Genomic DNA, 25,258 nt, shown 5'->3' with positions numbered 1-25,258 from the left:
GGGGTCAGTCCTTCAGGTGCGCCAGGCGATGGGTGTCCTGGGAGTCGAAGGCGGTCTGGATGTGGTTGATGACGATGCCCATGACGAAGATCCCCACCACCAGGTCCAGCAGCACCCCCGTCTCCACGAGGAGCGGCATCTGCTTGACCAGCAGGAGGCTGAAGAGGTACACCCCGTTCTCCAGGACCAGGTAGCCCACCACCTGCAGGAGGGCGCGCTTGCGGGTGGTCAGGAGCAGGAAGCCCGTGAACAGGGCCATGATGGAGGCCGGCACGAAGAGCGTGCCCAGGTTGCCCGCCTGGAGGGGCAGGCGCCGGGCCAGGATGAAGGCCAGGCCGGTGCCGGCCGCGGCCATCACCAGGGTCAGGGTGTAGCCCACGTAGGGATCGGGCTCGCGCTGGGGCTTCATGCGGTCCTGGGCGCGGTTGAGCATGGCGGGGATCACCACGCCCTTGATGGCCACGGTGCTGAAGGCCATGAGGAGCACGTGGAAGGGCCAGTGGTCGTGCATGACCAGGAGCAGCAGGGCCAGGAGCCCGCCCTGGATGGCGGCGAGCTGGATGCACTTGCTGACGCGGCTGCTGGCCACCAGCATGAAGTTGATGAGCATGATCGCGGCGAGCAGGAGGTTCGGAGTCATGGTTCAGGCCAGAAGGAGGAGGAGGAAGCCGAAGGTGCCCGAAACCACGGCGGCGATGAGGGCCTGGGAGACCCGGCGCATGCGCAGGCGGGCCATGATGGACTCGAGCACCCCCACGGCGCAGGCAAGCAGGGCCATGCCACCGAGGAACGCGGGCCAGTCGATCCACCACGCGCCGCGCAGCGGCAGGCAGAGCTTGACCACCAGGGCGCCCAGCACCCAGAGCTTGAGGCTGGCGCCGTAGAGCACCGCGGCCAGGGGCGGCCCCGAGTGGTCCAGCACCATCACCTCGTGGATCATGGTGAGCTCCAGGTGCGTGTTGGGATCGTCGAAGGGGATGCGGCAGTTCTCGACGAGGAAGACGATGACCCAGGCCGTGAGCACCAGCGCCAGGGGCCCGCTGGCGGCGCGCCAGCCCTGGCCCGCGGCGGTGAGCATGGGGGCCATGGAGGGCTCGCCCGAGAGGCGGGCCAGGGTGGCCAGGCCCATGAAGAGGGCGGGCTCGGCCAGGACCGCGAAGGTCACTTCGCGCGCGGCGCCCATGCCCTCGAAGGCCGATCCGGTGTCCAGGGCCGCCAGCACCACGAAAAAGCGCGCCACGCCGAAGAGGTAGGCCAGCACCACCGCGTCTCCGGCGAAGGACACGGGGGCCGTGGCCGAGCCCATGGGGATGAGCAGCGCCGCGGTGAAGGGCACCGCCACCGACACCGCGGGCCCCGCGAGGAAGACGCCGGTGGTGGTCCGGCTGAACACGGCGCCCTTGCGCATGAGCTTGGCGAGGTCGTAGTAGAGCTGGAGCACGGGCGGCCCCAGCCGCCCCGCAAACAGGGCCTTGACCTTGTTCACGATCCCCGGGAGCAGCGGGGCCAGGGCCAGCGTCAGGGCCATCTGGGCCAGGAGCACGAGGGCGGGCTGTGCCAGGTTCCGGATCATTTCAGGGTCCACGCGAAGAGGGCCACGAGGGTGAGCACCACGTAGAGGAGGTAGATGGGCAGGTGCCCGGCCTGGAGGAAGCGCAGCCAGCTCAGCACCGAGGCCACGAAGGAGGCCGCGGGGTTCAGGCCGCGGTCCAGGAGGGTGTCGGGGGCCTGGGACTGGAAGCGGGCCTCGCGGGGGAAGAGCCCCTGGATGCGGGGGATGCGCTCGATGGGCAGGAGCAGCCACCGGAAGGCGTCCGTGAGCATGCGGGAGAAGCTGGAGGCCGTGTACTGGATGCGGGCCGTGGGGGCGGCGTAGCCGCAGTCCCAGGTGACGGCCCGGGTGGAGGGGCCCCTGCGGATGGCCTGCCACACCGCCAGGCCCATGGGGATGCCGATGACCGCCACCAGGGAGAGCGACCCGAGGCTGGCCAGGCTCCCCAGGGAGGGCAGGCCCGGGCCCAGGTCGCGCGCCGCCGCCTGCAGGGCGGGGGCCAGGGCGGCCGGGAACAGGCCGATGAACAGGCAGATCCCGGCCAGCACGGCCATGGTCCCGGTCATGCTGCGGGGGGACTCGTGGGCGGGGGCGCCCAGGTCCTTCCGGGGCTCGCCCAGGAAGACGATGCCGTAGGCCCGGGTGAAGCAGGCCACGGTCAGGGCCCCGATGACGGCCAGCGAGGCCAGGGTCACCACGGACCACACCCAGCCCTGGGGCTGGATGCCGCGGAAGGCCCCCAGGTAGATGAGCCACTCGCCCGCGAAGCCGTTGAGGGGGGGCAGGGCGCAGATGCCGAAGGAACCCGCCAGGAAGAGGAAGGCCGTGCGGGGCATGGCGCGGGCCAGGCCTCCCAGCCGCTCCAGGTCGCGGGTGCCCGTGGCGTGCATCACCGACCCGGCGCCCATGAAGAGCAGGGGCTTGAGGAGGGCGTGGTTGAGCAGGTGGAAGAGGGCGCCGGCGCCGCCCAGCAGCACCAGGGCGGGCAGGCCCAGGGTCTTGCCCGCCAGGGCCAGCCCCAGGCCCAGGGCGATGACGCTGACGTTCTCGATGGAGCTGTAGGCCAGGAGCCGCTTGAGGTCCTTCTGGCCCAGGGCGAAGGCCATGGACATGATCCCCGAGGCAGCGCCCAGGCCCGTGAGGAGTCCCGCCCACCAGAGCGGCGGGTCCGGGGTCCAGGCGATGATCCGCAGGATCCCGAGGATCCCCATCTTGAGCATGAGCCCCGACAGCAGGGCGCTCACGTGGCTGGGGGCGGCCGCATGGGCCCCGGGGAGCCACACGTGGAGGGGCCCCACACCGGCCTTGAGGAGGAAGCCCCCGAGGAGCAGGAGGAAGGCCGCGGTGCCCGCGGGCGTGGAGGCGAAGCCCGCGCGCACGGGCCCCAGGTCGAAGCCGGTGCCCGTGCCCAGGGCCAGCAGGGCGAAGCCCGCGAAGAGCATGAGGGCGCCGGTGTGGGAGGCCACCAGGTAGATCCACCCGGCATCGCGCACCGCGGCGTCCTGGTCGCTGGTGGTGACCATCAGGAAGGCCAGGATCGCCATGATCTCCCAGCCGAAGAGGAAGAGCACGGCGTTGGCCGCGGCGGTGAGCAGGACCATGCAGCCCACCGAGATCCCGAAGAAGAGCCGCAGGGTCGGGGCGGTGTCGGCGTGGGTGCCGTCGCTCCAGTAGCCCTCGGCGTAGAAGGAGAGGATGGCGGGCACCAGGGTCGCCGGCACCAGGATGAAGGTCCCGATGGGGTCCCCCCTGAAAAGGAAATGGGCCCCGGGAAGGGCCCACCGCAGTTCGGCCTGCCAGGCCAGCCCCCCGTAGAGGACGCTCCCGGCGAGTCCGAGGGCGCACAGGGCGGAACCGGCAAGCATCCAGGACACCGCGCGCCCCCCGCGGGCGGGCCACGCCAGGCCGGGCACCCCGGAAAGGGTGGCCAGGAGCAGTGCGCTGAAATAGAGACTCTGAAGCACCATCGTTCCGCCGGAGCAGCACGGTCCCGGTTCGATGCTCGGAGTTCTTCCTGGGGTGCGTCGTATCGGGGCGTGGCTCCGAAGAGTCTATCATTTAATCCCCATCCGCTGCCGCGGCCGGAATAATGGAGACCATGAGCCCGCATCGCCCCCCCGTCCATTCGCGGCGGCACCATCGATACCTGCGCGTGGCCCGGAAGCGGACCGTGAGGGCCCTCCAGGGCCACCTGAACCTCGAGACCGTGCCCCACGGCATCGGCAAGGCCATCGGGACGACCCTGGACCTGCTTCCCCTGGACGCCAACCTCCTCACCAAGCAGGGCGCGGACCGAAGCAAGATCCTGAACCGGCAGCTGGCCTGGTCCATGGCCTTCATCGCCGGTGCCGTCAACGCCGGCGGGTTCCTGGCCGTGAAGACCTACACCTCCCATGTGTCGGGCACCTTCTCCCGTTTCGCCGACGAGCTGGCCCGGGGCCGCATGCGCCTGGCCTACGCCGCGCTGGAGATCCTGGTGTGCTTCACCCTGGGCGCGTTCACCGCGGGCACCCTGATCAACCTGGGCCGGCGCCTGAAGTTCCGGGCCCACTACGCCCTGAGCCTGATGATCGAGGCCGGCCTCCTCCTGCTCTTCGGGCTCATGGGCGCCACCCTCAGCCACCAGCGGGAGTTCTTCCTGCCCATGACCATCATCCTCCTCTCCTTCATGATGGGGATGCACAACTCCGTGGTCACCAGCATCTCCAACGCCGAGGTCCGCACCACCCACATGACCGGAAACCTCACCGACTTCGGCATCGAGCTCAGCCGCCTGGTGTACCCCAACGTCTTCCACCGCCGCGGCAGCGACCCCATCCGGGCCAACCGCGACCGCCTCAAGCTGCATGGCCTGATCCTGCTGTCCTTCGCGGGCGGCGGTTTCGTGGGGGCCGTGGGCTTCCGCCACGTGGGCTACAAGGTCACGGTCTTCCTCGCTGCCTTCCTGTTCATCCTGGCGGTGCGGCCCGTGGTGCACGAGCTGCGGGTGCGCTGGCGCATGATGGGCGGGATGCCGGACTACACTGATGCCAGGGCGCTGGCGCGGGACCTTTTCATCCGGGGGAAGTAGGCCGCTTCTTCGCCTTGGGGGGCTCCGGCGCGGGGGGCTCGGGAGCGGGGGGCGGCGGCGGGACCACGGTGAGGGCCGCGTCCACGAAGGTCCGGAACCGCTTCCAGTCGTCGCGCTGGTCCTGCACGCCCTCCTCGCGGCGCTCGTAGGGATAGAGCACCTGCCTGCGGGTCTGGCGCAGATGAAGGTCCAGGGTCAGCCCATCGCGCTTCGCGGTCCAGTGGAGGGTGCGGAAGGGCGTCTCCAGGTCCGCTTCGGGCGTGGCGGGGGCCTTGGGGGCGCGCAGGTGGAGGGTGGCGTGCCAGTCCCATCCGGGCCCGTCCTGCACGGCGACCGGCAGGCGCCGGGGCTGGCCCAGCCGCTGGATGGACGCGGGGCTGGGCGGGAGGCCGAAATGGGGGAGGAGCCATTCCGAACCCGTGGGCTCCAGGGCTTCGGGCACCTCGAAGGCCACCTGCGCCTGGAAGGTCTCCTGGCCGTCCTTGGGGTCCGCCAGGCGCGCCAGGTCCCACCTGGACCCCGCGGGAAGGTCCAGCAGCGTGGCGCAGCGCTCCCGCACGGCCTTGGACCCTCCGGAGAGGGCCAGGTGCCGGAGTCCCGCGCCGCTGCCCGTCTCGGTGACGGAGAGGGTGCCCTTGAGGCCGCCGCTGTCGGTCTCGGTGCCTTCCAGGCGCACCTCCACCCTGGACGGAACGATGGCCGCCGCGGGGATCTCCGCCCAGGCCGCGCCCTGGGCGGTGCAGATGAGCACGCGCCCGCCCCGGTGGGCCTCTCCCAGGCGGCCCAGGGGCGTGAACTGCTCCGTGAGGTCGACCAGCAGGAACCGGCCCAGGGGCGTGACGACCTCCGCGGGCATTCCCGAGGTCTTTTCCAGCCGGATGCCGGCGATGACGTGGTTGAAGGCGAAGGGGCCCACGGGTTCCCCTGGCTCGATGGAGCCCTCCACGATGCGGGCCTTCACGGGGACCGCCTCGAGACCCGCGTCCCTGGCGGCCGCCATGAACAGCCCCGCCAGATCCTTGCAGTCGCCGAACCGCGCGCGGAGGACCTCCCTGGGGGATTCGGGAACCCAGCCCCGGTCCGGTGTCAGGTAGACCTGCTTGTAGGTCATCTCCCGCTGCATCCAGCGCCGGATGGTCCGGAGCGCGTCCAGCCCGGTGGCGCCGGCGAGGTCAACGGGCCTGCACGGAAGGGTGCGGGCCTCGTAGACGCCGTGGACCCATTTCGCGTAGGTGTCCCAGCTGGCGAGGTCGGGGACGTTCTTCAGGGAGGCGTCGGCAAAGGCCAGGGCCACCCAGGGCAGGAAGTTCCTGGCGCCGGGGGCGGCGGCTTCGTTCCGGGGCAGGGCGGGCAGGTCGCTTAGGGCCAGGGAGGTGGCCTTGGGGTCGGGCTGGGGGAAGAGGGGCGGGAAGTGGCGGGTCTCCAGCCGCAGGCTGACGCCCTCCGTGGAGGTGGCGGTGAACCATCCCACCGACTTGGCCATCGCCAGCTCCCAGCGCCGGATGGGCCGGGCCTCGAGGATGGTGGAGCCATCCAGCGGGCCCAGGGGATGGGTGATGGTCTCCTCGGATTCGAAGGCCACGTAGCTGCCCTTGACGACCCGGTCCAGGACGGCGACCGTGGTGGTGCCGGTGGAATAGTCCGCGGCGCTCCCCCCGCCCACGGTCTCGATGAAGTCCCGGTCGAGCCTCACGACCTCGCCGTCGGGGCGGAGGTTCCAGCCCTTGAGCTTCCTGATCCGGCTCGAGGCGCCGCCCAGGCCGTGGATGAAGTAGCCGCCCTGGTCCAGTCCCCGCTCCGTGCGGATGTGCACAAGGCGGAAGTTTCGCTTGCGGATTTCTCCGTCGCCCCGATAGGCGAATTCAGTGCGGTCCAGGATCACCCAGGCGTCGGGGTCCCCGGCGGGGGTTTCCGAGGCTCCCTGGATGGCGTGCGGCATGGCCCAGTCGGGCAGGCCCCGGATGGCCTGGGCCGCGAGGGCCGGGGCGAGGAGCGCGAGGAGGGCGAGGCTGCGTAAGCTCATGGCTTCCTCTCGAGGATGAGCTGGGTCGAGCCGGCTTCCCGGATCCAGCCCAGGAAATCCTTGAACGCGCTCCACCGGCCCGGGTTGGCCATCGCCTTGACGACCTTGACCTGGAGCGTGGCGACCCCCTCCGGGCCCCCGGGGCCCTCGACGAGCTCGGCGGTGAGGCTCACCGAGCCGAACTCGTTGGACCGCTGGTAGGGCGGGGCGCCCTTCCACGCGTAGCCCGGGGGCAGGAGGAAACGGCTCACGGCAAGGCGTTCCAGCTGGTAGGGAAGCACGATCCACTCCGACCTCGTCTCGGGGAGGGCGTCGGGAACGGACAGGGCATAGGGCGTCATGGGGAAGGGGTCCACCCGGCGATGCCTGCCCACGGCCCGGTCGATGCGGCCCTCGGCCTTCCACTGGATGGGCTTGCGGGGATCGGTGGCGTTGAGCACCTGGGCCTTGTCGATGAGGGTGTCCAGGCGGCCTTCCAGCTGTTCCCGCAGCTTGCGGTCCTGCTCCCGGGGCTCCAGGTTCATGAAGGCCCACTTCCCGTTGTAGTCGTCGTTGCCCAGGAAGTCCGCCTCCAGGGTGAACCGGTCCTGGTCGGGCAGGAGTTCCAGGCGGTAGGTGTCCCGCCGCTGGTTGGTGGAGGAGGCCTGGGAAGGCAGGTCGACGAACCTGCTGGTCCAGCCTGCGGTCTCGATCTCGATGCAGGGCGTGCCCTGGTAGTTGGGGAGGACCAGGGTGGGCGGGGCGAACCGCAGGGCGGGATCCAGCCAGATGGGGGGCTTCCCGGGCTCCTCGACGCTCACCAGGTAGTCGTCGATCTGGTTGATGTTCTTCTCCTCGGCGTGGAAGATCCCCTTTTCCCGGTCCACCACCAGAAGCAGCTTGGGCGTGACCCCGGCCTCCTTGAGCAGCTGCAGGAACAGGGTGAAGATCCCATCGCCGTTCGCGGTTCCGCGTCTGGCCAGCGCCTCCAGGTCCTTGGCCTCGATGCGCTCCTCGGACTCCTTGCGGGTCCTGCGGGACCTTTCATCCAGGCTCAGCCTGCTCAGGTTCAGGACCTTGTCCTGGATGCGCAGGGCCAGTTCCTGGGCGAGCGCCTGGTGCCCGGCCGGAAGACCCGTGCGGATGACATCCGAGAAGGCCCGGTAGCGGGTGCCCATGACCAGGTCCTTGGTGAAGAAGTCCTTGTAGAGCTCCACGACCTTCTTCCAGAAGGCCTCCTTGCCCTGGCGAAGCGGCCCGGATGAGGTTGCCCTGGACGTAGAGCTTCAGCAGGGGACTGTTGCGGACCGACCTGAGGGAGAAGGGGACGTCGATCGAAGCCGGCACGTCCTTGATGGTCAGAACCTTGAATCCGGGGGCGTCGTACGGGACGCACGCCAGTCCCCCGGAATTGAAGAAGAAATCGAACCAGTTGGCACGGCTCACTTCGATGGTGAGGATCCGGGTGGGGAAGCTGGAGGCCAGGTGCCAGGACTCGCTGCCCCGGCCGAGCTTGGCCCAGTAGGCCCAGTACCTGGGCTCCTCCCACCGCAGGTCCACGACGCAGTCGTCGGTGAGCCCCGGCGGCACGAGGACCTTCTCCTGGATCTCCCGGTCGCGGGTGGAGAGGCTCGTCTGGAGGTGGAAGTCCTTCTGGGAATCGAAGGCCAGTTCCCGGCCGTCGGGGTAGACCACCCTGCCGACGACGGTCCCGTCCTTGGCGAAGGGCGTGAATTCCGCGGCTCTCCGGCCGCGCTGGCTGCAGATGCGGATGCGGAACTCGTTCAGGACCGCGGTGTCCGTGACGCGCAGGCGCCGCGCGAGGTTGACGGCCCCGAGGCCCCCGGGCAGGCTGGCCTCGGTCATGGCCCAGACGTCCGCGGGGAGGGGTCGCCAGTATTCCGGCGCCGGTTCCGCGCCGGCGAGGGCAGGGAGAAGGGCGAGGCAGAGAAGGGCGGCGGCCGGGAAGCGTCGCATGGATCCTCCGGTCAGGGCTTTTCTAGGTAGCACCGGTACGTCCCGGAGGGGCCCACCGGCTCCGCCGTGCCGTCGTTCCTGTCGGGCGCGAAGGTCAGTCCCCAGGGCTCGGGCGCGAACCTGCCCTGGAGTTCGTAGAAGTCGATCTTGCCCTCCGAGGGCTGCCAGGCGACTTCCAGCACCAGGTAGGACGTCTGCGTGACCTTGACGGCCGTGGGGGGCGCCACCGGTGAGCCTCCGATGCCGCCGCCGCAAGCCAGGAGCAGCGGCAGGGCCGCGGCGAGCGCGGGGAGGGCGGGATTCCAATTCATGGCGGAGCCTCTTGGGTTCTTGAGGGCGGGCAAGGCTGTCGTTGGGGATGCCCAACGTTCCCGTGGACCCGAAAGTCCTGTCAAGTCTGTGACATGAGGCCCAGTGTGAGGTCTTCGCGCCTGAGCGCGAGTTCCGCCGCGGCCGCCTCCAGGCGCCCCCTGAACCGGGCCGCGGCCACCAGGGCCAGGAGGGCCATGGCCGCAGCGGCCGCCTTCCAGTCCAGGAGCAGGGCCGCGCCGTAGGCCGGCACCATCCACGCCAGCGGCGCCAGCAGGATCGCCACCCGGGCCACCTTCTCCTCGTCGAATTCGGTCTTCACTCCGTAACTGCCCAAGGGCATGGGCCAGGGCGCCCGCAGCGACCGGGCCAGGCCCGACCCGGCCCACCAGAGGAAAAGGGCGGCCAGAAGGAGGGCCAGGGCCAGGGCTTCGCCAGGGGCCATGGGCCGCGCCGAGGGGAGCACCCGGAGGCCGTCCCCGCCGGGCCGCTGCAGGCTCCACGCCTGGGCCTTGGCGAGGAGGGCCAGCAGCACCGGCGCGGCCAGGGCGGCGTAGGCGGCGCAGCCCAGCACCTTGCCCAGCAGGAGGTCCCGGGCGGCCAGGGGCGCCGTCCACCAGGTCTGCACCCCGCCGCGGTCGAACCCCAGGAGGTTGCACAGGGGCACCACGAGCACGGCGCCGAAGGTGAGGCCCGCCGCCAGCGCCGGCCAGGCCCGGGGCATCTGCACGGTGCCCACGGTGAGGAGCTCGGGCTCCTTCGCCAGGAGGACGGAGAGCAGGAGCATCAGGAGCCGCATCTGCCCGGCCCGGCTGGCCAGGAGCTGGTGGAACTGGAGCCGCGCGAGGCCGGCCCAGGGCCGGCGGAAGGCCCAGATCCGGCCCCCGTCCAGGGCCGCTCCCGGCCGGCGGTCGACGGCCAGTTCCCGGCGGACGCAGGCGCCCGTCAGCGCCAGGAGGCCAAGGGTCGCCCCCAGCGGGACGGCCAGCAGCGGCCAGGCCCCGGTCTGCCAGAACCTCACCAGGCGGATCCCGGGCAGGGCCCAGAGGCGCTCCGCCGCCGTGACCCAGGCCGGGACCGCGGCGCCGCCCAGGGTGGACAGGGCCGCCAGGCCCGCGCCGAGGCCCAGGATCACGCCCAGGAAGGCCCGCTGGCGCAGGATGCCCGCCGGGGCGAGGACATGGATGACCCGCTCCAGGCACGCGGTCCAGAGGACCAGGAGCAGGGAATACGACAGGCCCAGGGGGACCCGTCCGGGCCCGCCCCAGCCCAGCCCCGCGGTGAAGGACAGCCCCAGGGCCGCAAGCGCCAGCTTCACCGGCGTGGTGAGGCCCAGCATCGCTTCCGCCAGCACCAGGGTGCGGGGGGCGATGAAGTGGGGGCGGCAGGGACGGGGGTCCACCACGCAGCCGCCGTCCCAAAGGGCTCCGGCGAAGCCCAGGACCAGCGGGAGCCTCCACAGGAGGGTCCCCGCGGCCGCGGGGTCCAGGCCGGCGAGGCCGCTCCCCGCGCGGGTCCCGGCCCAGAAGGCGGCGCCCCCGAGCCAGACGGCCACCGGTGCCAGGAGGGCGGCCAGGGCCGGGCGCAGAGGCGGGCGCGGGGTCCCGCTCCGGGCCGACCACAGGGCGCCCAGGGCCCTCAGATCCACGAGAGCCGCCCGGCCCGGCCGCGCCCCACCAGGCGCAGGAAGAGGCCCTCCAGGTCCTCGTCGGGGCCCAGCACGTCTCCGGCGGCGCCGTCCACCAGGAGGCGCCCCTCCTCCACCAGCAGGATCCGTGTGGCCAGACGCTCCGCGAGGCTCAGCTGATGGCTGGTCATGACCACCGTGACCCCCCGGTCCCGCAGCTGCCCCAGGGCCGCCAGGAGGCTGCGCACGACGGACGGGTCCAGCCCCTCGAAGGGTTCGTCCAGGAAGACCAGGCGCGGCCCGTGGAGGAGGGCCGCCGAGAACGCCAGCTTCTTCTTCATGCCGTAGCTGTAGTCCCGGATGGGCCGGGGCCCGAAGCCCACTTCCAGGCAGGCCTCCAGCTCCGCGACGCGCTCCGCCAGGACCTCCCGGCCCAGGCCGTGGAGGCGGCCCACGAACTGCAGGTACTGGGCGCCCCCGAGGTCCTCCAGGAGGGCGCCCTCCTCGGGCATGACGCCGACCATTCGCCGCAGCTCCAGGGGCGCTCCGGCGGGATCGAGCCCCGCCACCCGCACCGAGCCCTCCGTGGCGCGCAGCTGGCCCGTGAGCAGCCGCACCAGGGTCGTCTTGCCCGCGCCGTTGCGGCCCAGCACCGCCAGGAAGGCGCCCTCCGGGACCCGGAGGCTCAGGTCCCGGAGGGCCCAGGTGTCGCCGAACCGCTTGCCGAGCCCCTCCGCTGCGATCATGGCCGGAGGGGCTAGGACACGAAGTCCTGCGCCACGGCCAGCTCCGCGTTGAGCACCGAGCCCCCGGCGGCGCCGCGCTCCGTGTTGTGGCCCAGGAGCGAGAACTTGATGCCCAGGACGTTGCAGGGGCGGATGCGGCCCACGTGGACGCTCATGCCGCCGTCCATCTCCACGTCCCTGCGCACCTGGGGCCGGTTCTCGGCCGCGTGGAGGCGGATGGGGACCTCGGGGGCGCTGGGCAGGCCCAGGCGCTGGGGCAGGGGCTTCCAGGCCGCCAGGGCCTCGCGCACCTGGTCGGGGGTGGGGTTCCCCCGGAGGCGCACGCTCACGCTCTCGGTGTGCCCGTCGATGACCGGGGCGCGGTAGCACAGGGCCGAGACCGTCATGGGATCGGATACGGCGAGGCCGCCTTCCACCTTTCCCAGGAGCCGCCCGGTCTCGATCTCGACCTTGCCCTCCTCGCCGCCGATGTAGGGGATGATGTTGCCCAGGATGTCCAGGCTGGGCACGCCGGGGTAGCCGGCGCCGCTCACGGCCTGCATGGAGGTCATGATCACCGTCTCCACGCCGAAGGCCTCGTGCAGCGGGGCCAGGGCCATCACCAGGACGGTGGTGGTGCAGTTGGGGTTGGTGAGGATGCTGCCCTTCCAGTCCCTCCGCGAGCGCTGGGAATCAAGCAGGGCCAGGTGGCCGGGGTTGACTTCCGGCACCAGCAGGGGCACGTCCGGGTCCATGCGGAAGGACGCCGCGTTGCTGAAGACGTGGCCCCCGGCGCGGGCGAAGGCGGGCTCGATCTCCCTGGCGGGAGCGTTGTCGAGCGCGCTGAAGACGATGGGGGAGAGGGCCTCGGCGGGGTCGGAGGGCACCAGCACCTGGTCCCCGAGGCCGCCGTAGGGCTCGCCGTCCAGGCGCCATTCGCAGGCGTCCCGGTACCGCTTGCCGGCGCTGCGGTCGCTGGCGGCGATGCACACCACTTCGAACATGGGGTGGTTCAGGAGGCGGCGCACGAAGCGCTGGCCGACGACGCCGGTGGCGCCAAGGACGGTGACGGGGATGCGGTTCATGGGTGCTCCTGGAGAAAATGCCGGGCGAGGCGCAGGTTGAGCTGGGCGCCGGCCGCGAGGTCCTGCATGGTGAGGTGTTCGCCCGCGGTGTGGGCCACCCGGATGCTGCCGGGGCCGGCGAGGACCGCGGTGAGGTCCGGGATGAGATGGCGCAGGCAGGGGGCGTCGGAGCCGAAGGGCATGAAGGCCCTTTCGAAACCCGGCAGCGCGGGGTAGAGGCAGGGGGGCTCGTCCACCTGCAGCTCGACCGTGCCGAGGGGGGGGCGGAGCGCCTCCACCCGGGCCTGGAAGGAGGACCCGGGGACGGTGCGCACGTTGAGCAGGGCCTGGGCGCGGTCGGGGACGATGTTCACGGCCTCCCCGCCCTGGATGGTGCCCAGGTTCCACACCTCGGGGCCCAGGTCGGGATCCTGGCCCGGCGGAATGCGGCGGACGCCCTCCAGCCAGTCCAGGAGGTCCAGGATGGCGCTGTGGCCCAGCTCGGGGCTGCCGCCGTGGGCGGCCTTCCCGCAGCAGGCCAGGCGCAGGTTCTTCACGCCGCGCTGGCCCGTGGCCACCTTGAGCTCCGTGGGTTCCCCGTTGACCAGGGCCCGGCAGGTGGTGAAGCGGTCCTTCCAGGCCAGGGCCTCCTGCGCGCCCAGGCTGTCGGTCTCCTCCCCGGCGACGCCGAGCCAGGCCACGCCTTCGCCGCGCAGCTGCTCCGCTGCCAGGAGCTGGGCCACGATCTGGCCCTTGGCGTCGCAGGCGCCGCGGGCGAACAGGGCCTCCCCCTCCCAACGCGGGGGCAGGAAGGGCGGCACGGTGTCCAGGTGGGTGGAGAAGAGCACCCGGGGCTCGCCCCAGGTGGCCAGCACGTTGCAGCGGCCCGGCCGGAACTCCCGAATCTCCACCCGCGCTCCCAGGGCCTCCAGGGCCGGCAGGAGGGCGGGGAGCAGCGCGGCTTCCCGGCCCGTGGTGGAATCCAGGGCGCAGAGGTCCTCAAGTAGCCGGCGCGGCTGCAGCATGGATGCTCCCACCCAAGAACCGTCCCATGGCGGGCCAACGATTTCAACCATTCAGGCCTCCCACCGTTCCCGCGGGGCGGGGTGGGAGAGGAAGGGCGTCATGGCCTCGGTGAAGCCGTAGGCTCCCGCCATGCCCATCGCCAGCAGGGTCCCGGGTCCCACCTCGGGCAGTTCCACCTCGCCCAGGCGGTCCAGGCTGGTGCACAGGGGCCCGGCCAGGGTCGCGGGGCGCCGCGCGCCCGCGGAGGCCACGGCCCGGGTGGGGAAGGCCTGGCCCGTGAGCAGGGGCCGCAGCAGGTGGTTGACGCCCCCCTCCAGGATCACGAACCGCACCCCCCGGCTCTCCTTCACGCGGGTGACGCGGGTGAGGTAGATTCCGCAGGGGCCGGCCAGGAACCGGCCCGGCTCCAGGACGAGTTCGCCCTTGAACCAGGGGCAGGCCGCGAGCAGCTCGCCCAGGCCCCTGCCCAGGGCCTCCACGTCCAGGGGCATCTCGCCGGGGGCGTAGGGGATGCCCAGCCCTCCGCCCAGGTCCACCTGCTCGAGCTCCGTGCCCAGGGCCTCCTGGAGGAGGCGCGCCATGCCCAGGACGTGCCGGTGGGTGGCCAGGAGCCTGGAGGCGTCCCGCTCGTTGCTGGCGGCGAACACGTGCAGGCCGCGTATGGCCACCTTGCGCAGGCCTTCGGCCCGCTTGAGCAGGACCGGCAGGTCCTCCTCGTCCACCCCGAAGGCGGAGGGGCCCGTGCCCCCGATGATGGGCGAGCCCTCCTGGATTCCGCCGGCGGGGTGCACCCGCAGGTTCACGGCCACGGGGCCCGGGGCCAGGCGCTCAAGGCGCTCCAGGTCCTCCCAGCCCTCGGCCTGGACGCGCACCCCCAGGCTCAGGGCCAGGTCCAGTTCCGCGGTGCGCTTGCCGGGGCCGGCATAGAGGATCCGGCCCGGGGCGAGCTCGGCCACCCGCGCCAGCTCCCCGGCCGAGGCGCAGTCGAAGGAGGCCCCCAGTTCCCCGAAGAGCTGGAGGAGCCGGGGATGGGGATTGGCCTTCACGGCGTAGGCGACCCGGACCCGGGGGGGCAGGGCGGCCCGGAGGGTGCGGAACTGGGCCTCGGCGGCCGCGAGGCTGTAGGCGAACAGGGGCGTGCCCTCCCGGGCGAGCCGGTCGCAGGCGGCGTCATCGAAGGCAAAGAGGTTCATGGTGTGCTCCAGAACGGGGCCAGGCGCCGGACGCCCTCCCGGATGAGGGCGGGATCCCCCGCGTAGCTGAGGCGCACGAAGCCGCGGCCCCGCTCCCCGAAGGCCTGGCCCGGCACCACCACCACGCGGCCCTCGTCGCGCAGGCGAAGGCAGAAGGGCATGGGGTCGGCCCCGGGCGGCAGGGCCAGCCAGTGGTAGAAGCCCCCCGCTCCGTGTTGCGGGACCTGCCCGAAGTGGCGCGCGAAGGCCTCCGAGAAGGCCTCCCACCGCGCCCGCAGGTGCTCCCGCGCCTGGGCGAGCACGGCGCCCGATTCCCGCACCAGGGCCAGGGCCGCAAGCTGCGAGGTGCGGGCCGGGGCGGTGACCATGTAGGCGTGCACCAGGCGGGCCGGGGCCAGCAGCGGGGCCTCCCCCAGGGCCCAGCCCACCCGCAGCCCGGGGGCGCCCCAGGCCTTGCTCACGGAGCCCAGGACGATGCCGCCCTGGGTCACGTCGCGCAGGGAGGGCGCCGGGTCCCCCAGGCGCAGGTCGCGGTAGACCTCGTCGGAGACGAGCAGGACGCCGCGCCTGGCGCAGGCCTCGGCCACCTCCGCCAGGGCGGCCCGGGAGCACCCGGCCCCGGTGGGATTCCCGGGATGGTTCACCAGGGCCAGGCGGGCCCGGGGGGCGGCGTCCAGGGCCGCCCTGAACAGGTCCGCGTCCAGCCCGAAGCCGGGGCCCAGGGGGTAGGGCACGGGCTCGGCCCCGGCGATGCGGGCCAGGGCGGGGTAGGCCAGGAAGCCCGGGTCGGGCACCAGCACGGCGTCCCCGGGCTCCGAGTAGGCCTGCGTCAGGGCGAACAGCGCGCCCTGGCTGCCGGCGGTGAGGAGGACGTCCCGGGCCGGCGTGCCGTGGAAGGCGCCCACCGCATCCTGAAGTTCGGGCAGGCCCGCGTTGGGCCCATAGGCGCAGGGACCGGAAAAGCGCGCCAGGGCCTCCACCGCGGGCAGGGGCAGGTCCCAGCCGGGCTCGCCCAGGCCCATGGCCACGGCGTCGGGAGGCGCGCCTTCGGACAGTGCCCGGATGGGGCTGGGACGCAGGTGGGCGAGGCGCGCGGCGGGGATCAACGGAGGGCCTCCTCCAGGGCGGTGCCGGCGTCGGTCTTGCCGTCGCGGTACTTGACGATGCACGGGGCGCTCACCGAGAGGCGCTTCTGCATGGCGAACATGCCCGAGGCCGGCCGCGTGCCGGGCACCACCACGGCGCCTTCGGGCACCACGCGGGTGATCTCGCGCTCGTTGACCAGGTCGAAGATCCGCGTCGAGGCCGTGAGGATGACGCCGGGGGCCAGCACCGCGCGGCGCTTGACCACGACCCCCTCGAACAGGCCGCACAGGCCTCCCACGAAGGCCTCGTCCTCCACCACCACGGGCAGGGCGCCGGCGGGCTCGAGCACGCCGCCCACCTGGGCCGCGGCCGAGAGGTGGACGCGCTTGCCGATCTGGGCGCAGCTGCCCACCAGGGCGTGGCTGTCCACCATGGCCCCTTCGTCCACGAAGGACCCGACGTTGATGTAGGCCGGGGGCACGATGACCACGCCCGGGGCGACGAAGGCCCCGCGGCGCACGGCGCTGCCGCCGGGCACGAGGCGCACCCCGTCGGCCAGGGAGAAGGCCCTGGGAGGGTAGGCGGCGCGGTCGAAGCAGGGTCCGGGCCAGCCCGGCACTTCCTCGGTGGCGGTGGAGCGGAAGCCGGCCAGGATGGCGGTCTTCACCCAGGCGTTGGCGTGCCAGTTCCCCTGGGCGTCGGGGGAGGCCGCGCGGGCGGCGCCGCGCTCCAGGGCCTCCAGGAAGACCTCGAAGACCTGCGGCAGGGCCGGGTCGGCGAGGATCGCGTCCATGGGGCGGGAGTAGAAGGCCTGAAGGTCCATCAGGCCACCTCGCCGCGGCGGGGCAGGAGCTCGGCAAGGCGGGCCCGGGTGGCTGGGGCCGCCGGCACCAGGGGCAGGCGCAGGGTGGGGCCGCACAGGCCCAGGAGCTCCAGGGCCGCCTTCAGGGGGATGGGGTTGCTCTCCAGGAAGAGGGCGTCCATGAGGGGCAGGAGCTGCTGGTGGAGGGCGATGGCCTCGGCCCTTCGGCCGTCCAGGGCCAGCTTCACCAGGCGCGCCGTCTCCCGGGGCAGGACGTTGCCCAGCACGCTCACGAGGCCCGAGGCGCCCACCGCGATGCTGGCCACGGCCAGGTTGTCGTCGCCCGCGAGAAGCGCCTTGCCCTCGGGCAGGGTGCGGGCGATCTCGGCGATCTGCGCGAGGTTGCCGCTGGACTCCTTCACGGCGGCCACCTGGGGGTTCTCCCAGAGCCGGGCCAGGGCCTGGGGCGTCAGGTTGAGCCCCGTGCGGCCCGGCACGTTGTAGACGACCAGGGGCAGGCCGGGGGCCGCTTCGGCCACGGCCTCGAAGTGGGCCCTGATCCCTTCCGGGGTGGGCTTGTTGTAGTAGGGGGTGACCACCAGCGCGCCGTGGGCGCCCTGGGCCTGGGCCCTGCGGGTCCACGCCGCGGCCTGCCGCGTGGCGTTGGAGCCGGTGCCCACGATCACCGTGGCGGAGCCGGCCTCCTCCAGGGTGATGTCCACCAGGGCGTCCCGCTCGTCGTCCAGGATGGTGGGGGCCTCGCCGGTGGTCCCCAGGACCACCAGGTGGGCGCCGCCGCCGGCCACATGGCGGACGAGGCGGCGGTAGGCGGCCCGGTCGACGTCGCCGGCCGGCGTGAAGGGCGTGGCCAGGGCCACGAAGAGTCCGGTGAGCGTCATGGCAGGTCTCCGAAAAGGGGGTCGAGGATCTCGCGGGCGTAGTCGTCGAAGGTGCACAGGCCCTTGCGTCCCCGCAGCCAGCGCGCCGCCCGCAGGGCGCCCCGGGCGAACACGGCCCGGGAGCGGGCCTGGTGGGACAGGCGCAGGGTCTCGGCGGGCCCGTCCAGGCCCAGGGTGTGGGTGCCGAACTCGGACCCGGCGCGGATGACGGAGATGCCGAGCTGATCGGACGCGGGCGCGCCCAGGGTCCAGCCGGTCTTGCCGGGGAACCCGGCCAGGACGGCCTCCGCCAGCCTGCGGGCGGTGCCGCTGGGGGCGTCGGCCTTGAGGCGGTGGTGGTGCTCGAGGAGGTAGGGGTCCAGGTCCCCGTCCAGGGCCGCGAAGCGTCCCAGCACCGTGGAGAGCCGCGCCATGAGCGAGACAGCCAGGCTGAAGTTGGGCGCGGCGAGCACGCCGATGCGCCCGCCGATGCGCGCCTCGAGGCCGGGCAGCGCCCACCCCGTGGCGCCGATCACCAGGTCCGCGCCGGTCTCCAGGGCCCAGGCCAGGTGGCCGTCCACGGCGCCCGCCACGCTGGCGTCGATGGCCAGGTCCACGGGGGTGGGCACCCCTTCCGAATCCAGCGTCCAGGCCAGCTCCACATCGGGGGCCGCCCGGGCCTCGAGCGCGATGGCCGAACCCAGCCGGCCCTTCCCGAAGATCCCGATCCTCATGCCGCGCCTCCCCCGATGAGGGCGGCGTGGAGCCGGCGCACGGCGTCCTTCGCCTCGGCGGCCGTCACGACCATGCTCAGGTTGATCTCGTTGGCCCCCATGCTGATCATCTCCACGTTGATGTCGCTCATGGCGCCGAAGGCCTGGCCCGTGATGCCCGGCGTGTGCTTGAGCCGCTCGCCCACGATGGCCACGATGGCACGGCCCGTGGCCACGCCCACCGTGGCGAAGGCCGACAGGTCCGCGATCAGCTCCTCCAGGGGCGCGTCGGCCTCCACCGTGAGGCTGACGCTCACCTCGGCGGTGGCGATGAGGTCCACGCTCACCTTGTGCCGGGCGAAGACGTCGAAGAGCCGCGCCAGGAACCCGCTCTGGTTCAGCATGCGGGCCGAGGCCACCGTGAGGACCGTCACCGGGCCCCGGTGGGCCAGGGCCGTCACGGGCCGGCCCGTGCGCACCTCGGCCGTGATGGTGGTGAAGCGGCCCTGGGGCCGGCGGGTGTGGCGCACGGTGACGGGGATGCCCTTGTCCACCGCGGGCTGGATGGTGGCGGGGTGGAGCACCTTGGCGCCGAAGGCGGCCAGCTCCCCGGCCTCGGCGAAGCTCAGCTCGGGGATGGGCTGGGCGTCGGGCACCACCCGGGGATCGCTGGTGAGCACGCCCTCCACGTCCGTCCAGATCTGGATGTCCTCGGCCCCCAGGGCCGCGCCGAAGAGGGCGGCGCTGAAGTCGGAGCCGCCGCGGCCCAGGGTGGTGGTGAGGCCCTGGGCGGTGGCGCCGATGTAGCCCTGGGTCACCACGGCCCGGCCGGGGCCCAGCAGGGGCGAGAGGATGGCGGCCGCCAGGGACTCCAGCTCGGGAACGAGTGGACGGGCCGAGCCGAAGGCGGCGTCGGTGCGCACGATGGTCCTGGCGTCCACCCACGCCGCGCCCATGAATGCGGCCAGGATGCGGGTGGAGAGCCGCTCTCCGATGCTGGCGATGGCGTCCATGCTCCTGGGGGAGAGCTCCTTGAGGAGGGCCACGCCCCGCAGGAGGAGGTCCAGTTCGGCGGCCAGGTCCGCCAGGGCCCCGTCCAGGTCCGCGGGGAGCCCCGCGGGCATGAGTTCCTCCGCCAGGCCCCGGTGGCGCCCGATGAGCGCGGCGTGGAGGGCCAGGGCCGCGGGCAGGTCCCCGCCCTCGGCCTTCGTGGCCGCCTCGAAGAGCTGGTCGGTGGTCCTGGCCGTGGCCGAGAGGACCACCAGGGGGGAACGGGGGTGGGCCGCCGCGGCCAGGGCCGCGACCTCCCGCATGCAGGGGGCGTCGGCCACCGAGGACCCGCCGAATTTCATGACGATCATCGCGCACCCCCGGGGGATGCTGGAACTGGGTTGGGCAGGTTCGTCACGAGGGCCTCCATCGGGAAACGGATGAAGACCCTTGACCCCTCCCCGGCCCCAGGGGACCGGCTTGTCGTCCTAAGGCACTCCGCGGCGATTTGGCGCCGCGACAGCCGCCGGGTTTTAGCCCTGACGTCCAAGGAGTGCGTCGATGATTCGCAACCCTTTCGGCGATCCTCCCCTTTCAGCAGAGATCAGCGGGTCCATCAACCCTCCCTCGGCCTACTGATGGGAATCGCTCCTCCATCGGTTTTTCAACCGTGGCACATTCCCGCCCCGAGTGCAACATACTTGGGGCATGTCCAAGGCGCCCTCGACCCCGGCCACCCGTCTCCTCAGGGAACTCAAGATTCCCTATACGGAGCATTTGTACACCTACCAGGACCACGGCGGAACCCTCGTGGCCGCCCAGTCGCTGGGCGTGGACGAGCACGCCGTGGTGAAGACCCTCATCATGGAGGACGAGGCCGCCCGCCCGCTGATCGTCCTCATGCACGGGGACCGGGAGGTGAGCACCAAGGCCCTGGCCCGGCAGATCGGGTGCAAGACCGTGCACATCTGCAAGCCCGAGGTGGCCAACCGGCACTCCGGCTACCTGGTGGGCGGCACCAGCCCCCTGGGCACCCGCAAGCCGATGCCCGTCTACGTGGAGCGGAGCATCCTCGCCCTGGAGCGGGCCTACCTCAACGGCGGCAGCCGCGGCTTCCTGGTGGGCGTGGCCCCGGCGGACCTGGCCCGTGCCGTGCGCACCGTGGCGGTGGACGCTACACAGGAAGGATGAGCCGGACCGCGGTGCCCTTGCCGGGCGCGCTCTCCAGCTGCACGGAGCCGCCGTGGCCCTCCAGGATCTCCCAGGCCATGGCGAGGCCCAGGCCCGCGCTGCCGCGCTCCAGGCGCGTGGTGAAGAAGGGGTCGAAGACCTTGCCGCGGATGGCGGGCGGGATGCCGGGGCCCGCGTCCCGCACCTCGATGTAGATCCGGGTCCGCATGGGGCCGGGGGTTCCGCCGGGGCGGTAGGGCCGGGGGGGCAGGATCCCGGTGGCCACGCGGATGGCGCCGGAGCCGCCCAGGGCCTGCCGGGCGTTGGCCAGGAGGGCGCCCAGGGCCTGCTCCAGGGCGGCGGGGTCCAGGGGCGCCTCGGGCAGGTCCGCCCCGGGCTCGAAGTCGATGCGGATGCCGGGTCCGGCGGCCTCCCGGGCCCGGGCCAGGAGGCTCACCACGAAGGCGTTGGGCGGTGTGGCCACCCGGGCCGGGCGTCCCAGGTGGGCAAAGGCCCGCAGCTGCGCCAGGAGGCGCCCGGCCTCGTCCAGGGACAGGAGGGCTTCCCGCAGGCGCCGCTCCTGGCCCGGGAGCGCCGCCAGGGTGCGCAGCTCGTCCACGCAGCCCCCCAGGGGCCCCTGGAGCCTGGCTGCGAGGCGCCTGGCCAGCTCGCGCGCGCCGTCCATGCGCCGGCGCTGGTGCATCCGCCCGTCCCGCCAGGCCTCCTCGGTGATGTCCATGATGACCCCCCGGTAGCCCTCGGGGCCCCGGTCCACGTTCCAGCGCGTCCATCCCCAATCGCCGCCGGAACGGCGGATGCGGGCGCGGAAGCTCACGTTGCGGCTCCGCTCCAGGGCCTCCAGGAAAAGGTCGGCGTCCTCGGGGTGGAGGATGGCCACGAGGCCCTCCAGGTCCCCGGGCAGGGGAGAAAGGCCGAGGATCGCCTCCGCCGCTTCGGGGATGGCCAGGCGGTCCCCCGTGAGGATCCACGGCACCACCCGCGCTGCCAGGGCGGCCTCCGTGAAGCCCCGTGGGCCGGCCGCCACGGGGGCCCGGCCCCCGGCCAGGGCCCGGCGAACCGCCGGGGCGAGCCGGGCCGGGTCGTCCTTGGGCACGCAGTCCGCTGCGCCCCGTCGCAGGCACGCCGCGGCCCGCTCCTCGCCGAGGCTCCGGGAAAGGAAGAGGAACGGCAGGTCCGGGGCCCGGTTCCGGGCGATCTCCAGGGCCTCCTCCCCGCCGATGCCGGGCAGGGCGCAGTCCGCCAGGACGAGGTCGAAGCTCCGGCCGTCCGCCAGGGCCGAGAGGAAGCCGTCGCGGTCGTTCACCCAGGTCAGGTCGGCCAGGAGACCCTCCCGGTCCAGCAGGTCCTTGACCTGCTCCACGTCCCCGGGGCATGCCTCCAGGTGCAGGATGCGGACGGCGCGGTCCACGGGAGTAGGCATTTATGCCGAATTTGAATTAATAATAAATATGAATTCCACCGGGACCCCCCGCCACATGCCCGTTTCCTCCTCCGGCTCTTGGGTGCCACCAAGATAAGCTCCTGCAAGAAAAAGACGAGCGGTTTCCGCTGGCTCGGAGGCTCCGGACTAAAAAACGGGCGACCCTGTGGTCGCCCGTTTGAAGGAGGTCAGGTCCGCCGGGGACTATTCGGCGGGTTCGTCCGGATCCGGACTCGGCTCGTCGCCCACGTGCTCCAGGGGGTGCTCCTCGTGGTGGTGGTGGGGGGTCACCTTGCCGTCCAGGAAGGCCCAGTTGATGGGGTAGACCTCCGGGTCGAAGATGACGAAGTAGAAGTGCCACACGATGATGGCCAGGGTGGCCAGGATGGCTTCGTAGTAGTGGACGGTGATGGAGACGTCCACGATCCAGCGGGGCATCCAGCGGGTGAAGTAGATCTTGAACCAGATGAGGCCGCCGGTGGTGCCCATGAGGAAGGTGCCCCACACCACGGCCCAGTATTCCGCCTTCTCGGCGTACCCGAAGCGCTTGAACTGGGGCTTGGCGGCGCCCGGGACCACCAGGTACTTCAGGTGCGTCAGCACGTCGAAGAGGTCCTTGGTTTCGGGCAGCATGTCCTTGACGAACTTCCGGCCGTCCCTGGTGAAGATGGCGTAGAAGAGGTGGACGATGGCGCCCACGATCATGACGACGGCGGCAATGCGGTGGCCGGTGCGGCGCACCACCTCGCTCGAGCCCATGCACCAGCCCAGCCAGGAGTTGGGATACTTGAGCGCGAAACCGCTCACCACCAGGAAGATGAAGCTGGAGGCCAGCATGGCGTGCTGGATGCGGGCCTGGGTGTTCATCCGCACCACGGTGCGGTTGGGGTCGCGCAGGGCGGCCAGGGCCTTCTTGCGCAGTATCAGGATGTTGTGGAGGGCCATGCCGCCGATGGTCACGAAGATCAGCGAGAGGTACGTGTAGCGCACCCAGTGGTCCACCTTGCCGCCGATGTCCGAGACCTCCTTCTTGTCAACGTGCACCTTGCCCAGCGAGAACTTCTCGTTGGCGTTGGGGTGGCACTTCTGGCAGGTCTGGACGAGGTTGGCCTTGTTGACCATGGAACGCTTGTCCGAGGCGGCCAGCACCAGGTGGTAGCCGTGGCAGCTGGCGCAGTTGGCGGCGTTGGCCGAGCCCATCTTGGCGGCCATGCCGTGGTAGCTCTCGAAGAAGGTGGTGACGCGGTTGTCGGGGAGGTCGAACTTGGCGTTCATGCGGGACGAGCCGTGGCAGCGGCTGCAGACCATCTGGGAGACCTTCATCGGCGAGGCCGACTTCAGGCTCTCGATGGCGTGGTCGGAGTGGCAGTCCGTGCAGACCGGGGCTTCCTGGATGCCGGCGGCCGTGGCCTGGCCGTGCACCGAGGCGTCGACCTCGGCCACCACGTCCGGATGGCACTGGCCGCAGGTGATGTGCAGGTTCTCCCGCCGAACCGGGGAATTGGCCGAGGTGGCCTTGACGATCTCGTGGGTGCCGTGGCACTCCGCGCAGCCCGCCGCGCCGGCGTTGCCGGCCTTGCGGGCCCGGCCGTGGGCGCTGGCGGCGTAGGTCTTCGAGGGCTTCTCGTGGCAGCTGGCGCAGTCGACCGGGGCCAGCTTGGGCCCGGGGTGGGTGGCCGCGTCCAGGTCCGCGTGGCAGCTGACGCAGCCGTTGCCCGCGTGAATGGAGGCCTCGAACTTGGCCTTGTCCACGAAGGGAGGCTGCTTGCCCTTGGCCGTGGCGGCGGGCTTGCGCCCGTGGCAGGCGAAGCAGGCCGCGTCCGGCCCGGCAGGCTGGGCTGAGAGGGTCAGGGCCGCGGCCAGAGCCAGCAGCGACGATCGTACGATTCCCAAGTTCATCAAAGGACCTTTCCATCCGAAAATCTGAAATCCCAGTCTAGGGTTTTTTCCATGTAAGAAAAGTCACTTTAGTCCTCCGAGGCTTCTTTTCCAATGCGAATGAGTCCGGCAATCATTGCCTGGAAACCCCCTGGCGTTCCGGAATCTGCTACGCTAGTCGTTCGCGCCTCACCATCGGGGCGCACCTTTTTTTATATGGCACACACCTCCCCAGACACCCGCCTCTCCTTCCGCCATCGCGCGGAAGCGGGGATGTTCCACCTGGTCGAGGGCATCGTGAGCCGCCTGCCCTGGGAGACCACCCTGACCCTGGGCCGCGGCCTCGGGCGCCTGGCCCACGCCCTGGACCGGCGCCACCGCAAGGTGGTGCGGGACAACCTGCGCAAGGCCGACCTGGGCCTGACCGAGGCGGGGATCCGGGCCATCTCCCTGGACTGCTTCGAGCACTTCGGCACCCTGGCGCTCACCGCCATCCACCTCCTCCACATGGACGAGGAGGAACTGGCGCGCAGGGTGAAGGTGGTGGGGATCGAGAACTACGACGCGGCCAAGGCCGCCGGGAAGGGGTTCATCGTCCTCACGGGCCACTACGGCAACTGGGAGGCCACCGCCCTGGCACTCAGCGCCCTGGGCCGGACCCTCTCGGTCATCGGGCGGGAGCTGGACAACCCGCTCCTGGAGCCCAGGCTCCGGCAGCTGCGGGGGCGGTTCGGCAACGAGGTGATTCCCAAGGACGGGGCCTTCCGCGGGGCCATCAAGGCGCTGCGGATGGGCAAGGCCGTGGGCTTCCTCCTCGACCAGGACGCGCTCACCGCGGGCGTCTGGGTGAAGTTCCTGGGCCGCTGGGCCTCCACCTTCCCCTCCGCCGGGCTCCTGGCCGTGAAGTACGGCCTCCCCGTCGTCCAGCTCCGGAGCTGGCCCAATGCCGACGGCACCATCACCGTGTCGGTCGAACCTCCCTTCCAGGTGCCCGTGACGGGGGACATGGACCGGGACGTCTGGACCGCCACCCAGATCATGACCCAGAAAATCGAGGCCGATATCCGGCGCGAGCCTCGATGGTGGTTCTGGATGCACCGCCGGTTCAAGACGCGGCCCGGGGAGGGCGACCCCCTCCCCGCACCGTTGCCTCCTGATGAATGGCTTCTCGACAGCCGTTGAATCCCTCCCGGGGCTCCGGCCCCCCGACCATGGACTTTCCTATGCCCAAGCACGTTCTCGCAAAGCTCGAGGTCGAACTGAAGGCCCTCAAGCAGGCCCTGCTCATTGAAATCCCCAAGGAAATTGCCAGCGCCGCCTCCCAGGGCGACCTGTCGGAGAATGCTGAATATGAACAGGCCCTGGCCAAGCGGGACATGTTCCAGAACAAGGTCGTCGTACTGGAGAAGCGCATCGCCGAGGTGGCCAGCCTCGACCTGGACCGCCTGCCCAAGAACAAGGTGGCCTACGGCACCCGGGTGACCCTCCTGGACCTTGACTCCGAGAAGGAAGTCACCTACAAACTGGTGCTGCCCGAGGAGCTCGGGGACCACCCCGACCACTTGAGCATCAGCTCCCCCATCGGGATGGCCCTGGTGGGCCTGGAGGAAGGGGCGGAAGTGAAGATCAAGATTCCCGCGGGTATCAAGCGTTTCGAGGTCCTGGGACTGGTCACCGTGCACCACCAGTGACATCGGGCACGCGATTCCCAGGTGCCGGGGGGGCGTCAAGGCCCCACAATGAACGACGCAGTGG

At 71.7% G+C, this 25,258-nt stretch carries 22 protein-coding genes and 1 riboswitch; of the genes, 4 read left to right on the top strand and 18 right to left on the bottom strand.

The window, feature by feature from the left end; genetic code table 11:
* Positions 1-4 precede the first annotated feature (4 nt).
* From ACZ5MC_RS19130 to ACZ5MC_RS19120, 3 genes are read right to left on the bottom strand one after another with little or no spacing between them, the layout of a single operon-like run.
* Positions 5-640 (bottom strand): hypothetical protein, encoded by a 636-nt coding sequence (locus tag ACZ5MC_RS19130; protein WP_306602090.1) that lies wholly within the window; start codon positions 638-640, stop codon positions 5-7.
* Between the two features lie 3 nt (positions 641-643).
* Positions 644-1,573: a respiratory chain complex I subunit 1 family protein gene (locus tag ACZ5MC_RS19125; RefSeq protein WP_306602089.1), complete on the bottom strand. Its 930-nt coding sequence runs from the start codon at positions 1,571-1,573 to the stop codon at positions 644-646.
* A complete protein-coding gene (locus ACZ5MC_RS19120; protein WP_464516517.1) occupies positions 1,570-3,519 on the bottom strand; it encodes a proton-conducting transporter transmembrane domain-containing protein in 1,950 nt (649 codons plus the stop codon). The genes ACZ5MC_RS19125 and ACZ5MC_RS19120 overlap by 4 nt, the downstream gene beginning before the upstream one ends.
* Positions 3,520-3,650: 131 nt before the next feature.
* Between ACZ5MC_RS19120 and ACZ5MC_RS19115 the strand changes: the two genes are divergently transcribed.
* Complete coding sequence (locus tag ACZ5MC_RS19115; RefSeq protein ID WP_464516516.1) at positions 3,651-4,622, top strand: YoaK family protein; 972 nt, start codon at positions 3,651-3,653, stop codon at positions 4,620-4,622.
* On the opposite strand, the gene ACZ5MC_RS19110 is transcribed toward ACZ5MC_RS19115, so the two are convergent.
* The 13 genes from ACZ5MC_RS19110 to lysC form a co-directional block, all read right to left on the bottom strand.
* The gene (locus ACZ5MC_RS19110) at positions 4,606-6,645 is read right to left on the bottom strand and encodes a transglutaminase domain-containing protein (RefSeq protein WP_464516515.1); all 2,040 of its coding nucleotides are present in this window, start codon (positions 6,643-6,645) and stop codon (positions 4,606-4,608) included. The genes ACZ5MC_RS19115 and ACZ5MC_RS19110 overlap by 17 nt on opposite strands.
* A complete protein-coding gene (locus tag ACZ5MC_RS19105) occupies positions 6,642-7,841 on the bottom strand; it encodes a hypothetical protein (RefSeq protein ID WP_464516514.1) in 1,200 nt (399 codons plus the stop codon). Before ACZ5MC_RS19105 ends, ACZ5MC_RS19110 begins: the two co-directional genes overlap by 4 nt.
* 771 nt (positions 7,842-8,612) lie before the next feature.
* On the bottom strand, positions 8,613-8,912 hold the full coding sequence (locus ACZ5MC_RS19100; RefSeq protein ID WP_464516513.1) for a hypothetical protein: 300 nt from the start codon (positions 8,910-8,912) through the stop codon (positions 8,613-8,615).
* Positions 8,913-8,992: 80 nt separating this feature from the next.
* Positions 8,993-10,558 (bottom strand): hypothetical protein, encoded by a 1,566-nt coding sequence (locus ACZ5MC_RS19095; protein ID WP_464516512.1) that lies wholly within the window; start codon positions 10,556-10,558, stop codon positions 8,993-8,995.
* Positions 10,549-11,283: an ABC transporter ATP-binding protein gene (locus ACZ5MC_RS19090; RefSeq protein ID WP_306602082.1), complete on the bottom strand. Its 735-nt coding sequence runs from the start codon at positions 11,281-11,283 to the stop codon at positions 10,549-10,551. The genes ACZ5MC_RS19095 and ACZ5MC_RS19090 overlap by 10 nt, the downstream gene beginning before the upstream one ends.
* Before the next feature lie 11 nt (positions 11,284-11,294).
* A complete protein-coding gene (gene asd, locus ACZ5MC_RS19085; RefSeq protein ID WP_464516511.1) occupies positions 11,295-12,347 on the bottom strand; it encodes an aspartate-semialdehyde dehydrogenase in 1,053 nt (350 codons plus the stop codon).
* Positions 12,344-13,351, bottom strand: coding sequence for a M20 family metallopeptidase (locus tag ACZ5MC_RS19080; protein WP_464516510.1), 1,008 nt, complete (start codon positions 13,349-13,351; stop codon positions 12,344-12,346). The genes asd and ACZ5MC_RS19080 overlap by 4 nt, the downstream gene beginning before the upstream one ends.
* Before the next feature lie 51 nt (positions 13,352-13,402).
* Positions 13,403-14,545 (bottom strand): type III PLP-dependent enzyme domain-containing protein, encoded by a 1,143-nt coding sequence (locus ACZ5MC_RS19075; RefSeq protein ID WP_464516509.1) that lies wholly within the window; start codon positions 14,543-14,545, stop codon positions 13,403-13,405.
* A complete protein-coding gene (locus ACZ5MC_RS19070) occupies positions 14,542-15,651 on the bottom strand; it encodes a pyridoxal phosphate-dependent aminotransferase (protein ID WP_464516508.1) in 1,110 nt (369 codons plus the stop codon). The genes ACZ5MC_RS19075 and ACZ5MC_RS19070 overlap by 4 nt, the downstream gene beginning before the upstream one ends.
* Positions 15,648-16,454 (bottom strand): 2,3,4,5-tetrahydropyridine-2,6-dicarboxylate N-succinyltransferase, encoded by an 807-nt coding sequence (locus tag ACZ5MC_RS19065; protein ID WP_306602077.1) that lies wholly within the window; start codon positions 16,452-16,454, stop codon positions 15,648-15,650. The genes ACZ5MC_RS19070 and ACZ5MC_RS19065 overlap by 4 nt, the downstream gene beginning before the upstream one ends.
* Positions 16,454-17,332, bottom strand: coding sequence for a 4-hydroxy-tetrahydrodipicolinate synthase (dapA, locus tag ACZ5MC_RS19060; protein WP_464516507.1), 879 nt, complete (start codon positions 17,330-17,332; stop codon positions 16,454-16,456). Before dapA ends, ACZ5MC_RS19065 begins: the two co-directional genes overlap by 1 nt.
* Positions 17,329-18,045: a 4-hydroxy-tetrahydrodipicolinate reductase gene (locus tag ACZ5MC_RS19055; protein WP_464516506.1), complete on the bottom strand. Its 717-nt coding sequence runs from the start codon at positions 18,043-18,045 to the stop codon at positions 17,329-17,331. Before ACZ5MC_RS19055 ends, dapA begins: the two co-directional genes overlap by 4 nt.
* Complete coding sequence (gene lysC / locus ACZ5MC_RS19050) at positions 18,042-19,385, bottom strand: lysine-sensitive aspartokinase 3 (protein WP_306602074.1); 1,344 nt, start codon at positions 19,383-19,385, stop codon at positions 18,042-18,044. The genes ACZ5MC_RS19055 and lysC overlap by 4 nt, the downstream gene beginning before the upstream one ends.
* 112 nt (positions 19,386-19,497) lie before the next feature.
* Positions 19,498-19,678: riboswitch (Lysine riboswitch) on the bottom strand.
* A 44-nt stretch (positions 19,679-19,722) separates the two neighbouring features.
* Here lysC and ybaK point away from each other — a divergent pair.
* Entirely contained in the window at positions 19,723-20,205 is a 483-nt protein-coding gene (ybaK, locus tag ACZ5MC_RS19045; protein WP_306602073.1) for a Cys-tRNA(Pro) deacylase, read from the top strand.
* Here ybaK and ACZ5MC_RS19040 read toward each other — a convergent pair.
* Positions 20,189-21,625: a two-component system sensor histidine kinase NtrB gene (locus tag ACZ5MC_RS19040; protein WP_464516505.1), complete on the bottom strand. Its 1,437-nt coding sequence runs from the start codon at positions 21,623-21,625 to the stop codon at positions 20,189-20,191. The two genes, ybaK and ACZ5MC_RS19040, sit on opposite strands and share 17 nt — an antisense overlap.
* Before the next feature lie 204 nt (positions 21,626-21,829).
* On the bottom strand, positions 21,830-23,524 hold the full coding sequence (locus ACZ5MC_RS19035; RefSeq protein WP_306602071.1) for a cytochrome b/b6 domain-containing protein: 1,695 nt from the start codon (positions 23,522-23,524) through the stop codon (positions 21,830-21,832).
* 252 nt (positions 23,525-23,776) lie between these two features.
* On the opposite strand from ACZ5MC_RS19035, the gene ACZ5MC_RS19030 reads away from it, so the two are divergent.
* Both ACZ5MC_RS19030 and ACZ5MC_RS19025 read left to right on the top strand, forming a co-directional pair.
* Complete coding sequence (locus ACZ5MC_RS19030; protein ID WP_306602070.1) at positions 23,777-24,685, top strand: lysophospholipid acyltransferase family protein; 909 nt, start codon at positions 23,777-23,779, stop codon at positions 24,683-24,685.
* Positions 24,686-24,726: 41 nt separating this feature from the next.
* Positions 24,727-25,194: a GreA/GreB family elongation factor gene (locus tag ACZ5MC_RS19025; protein WP_306602069.1), complete on the top strand. Its 468-nt coding sequence runs from the start codon at positions 24,727-24,729 to the stop codon at positions 25,192-25,194.
* Positions 25,195-25,258: the final 64 nt, after the last annotated feature.

The sequence above is a fragment of the Mesoterricola sp. JemC181 genome (genome assembly GCF_055384585.1).
Note: the sequence above shows the minus strand (reverse complement) of the source record. Positions and strands in the feature narration are given on the sequence as shown.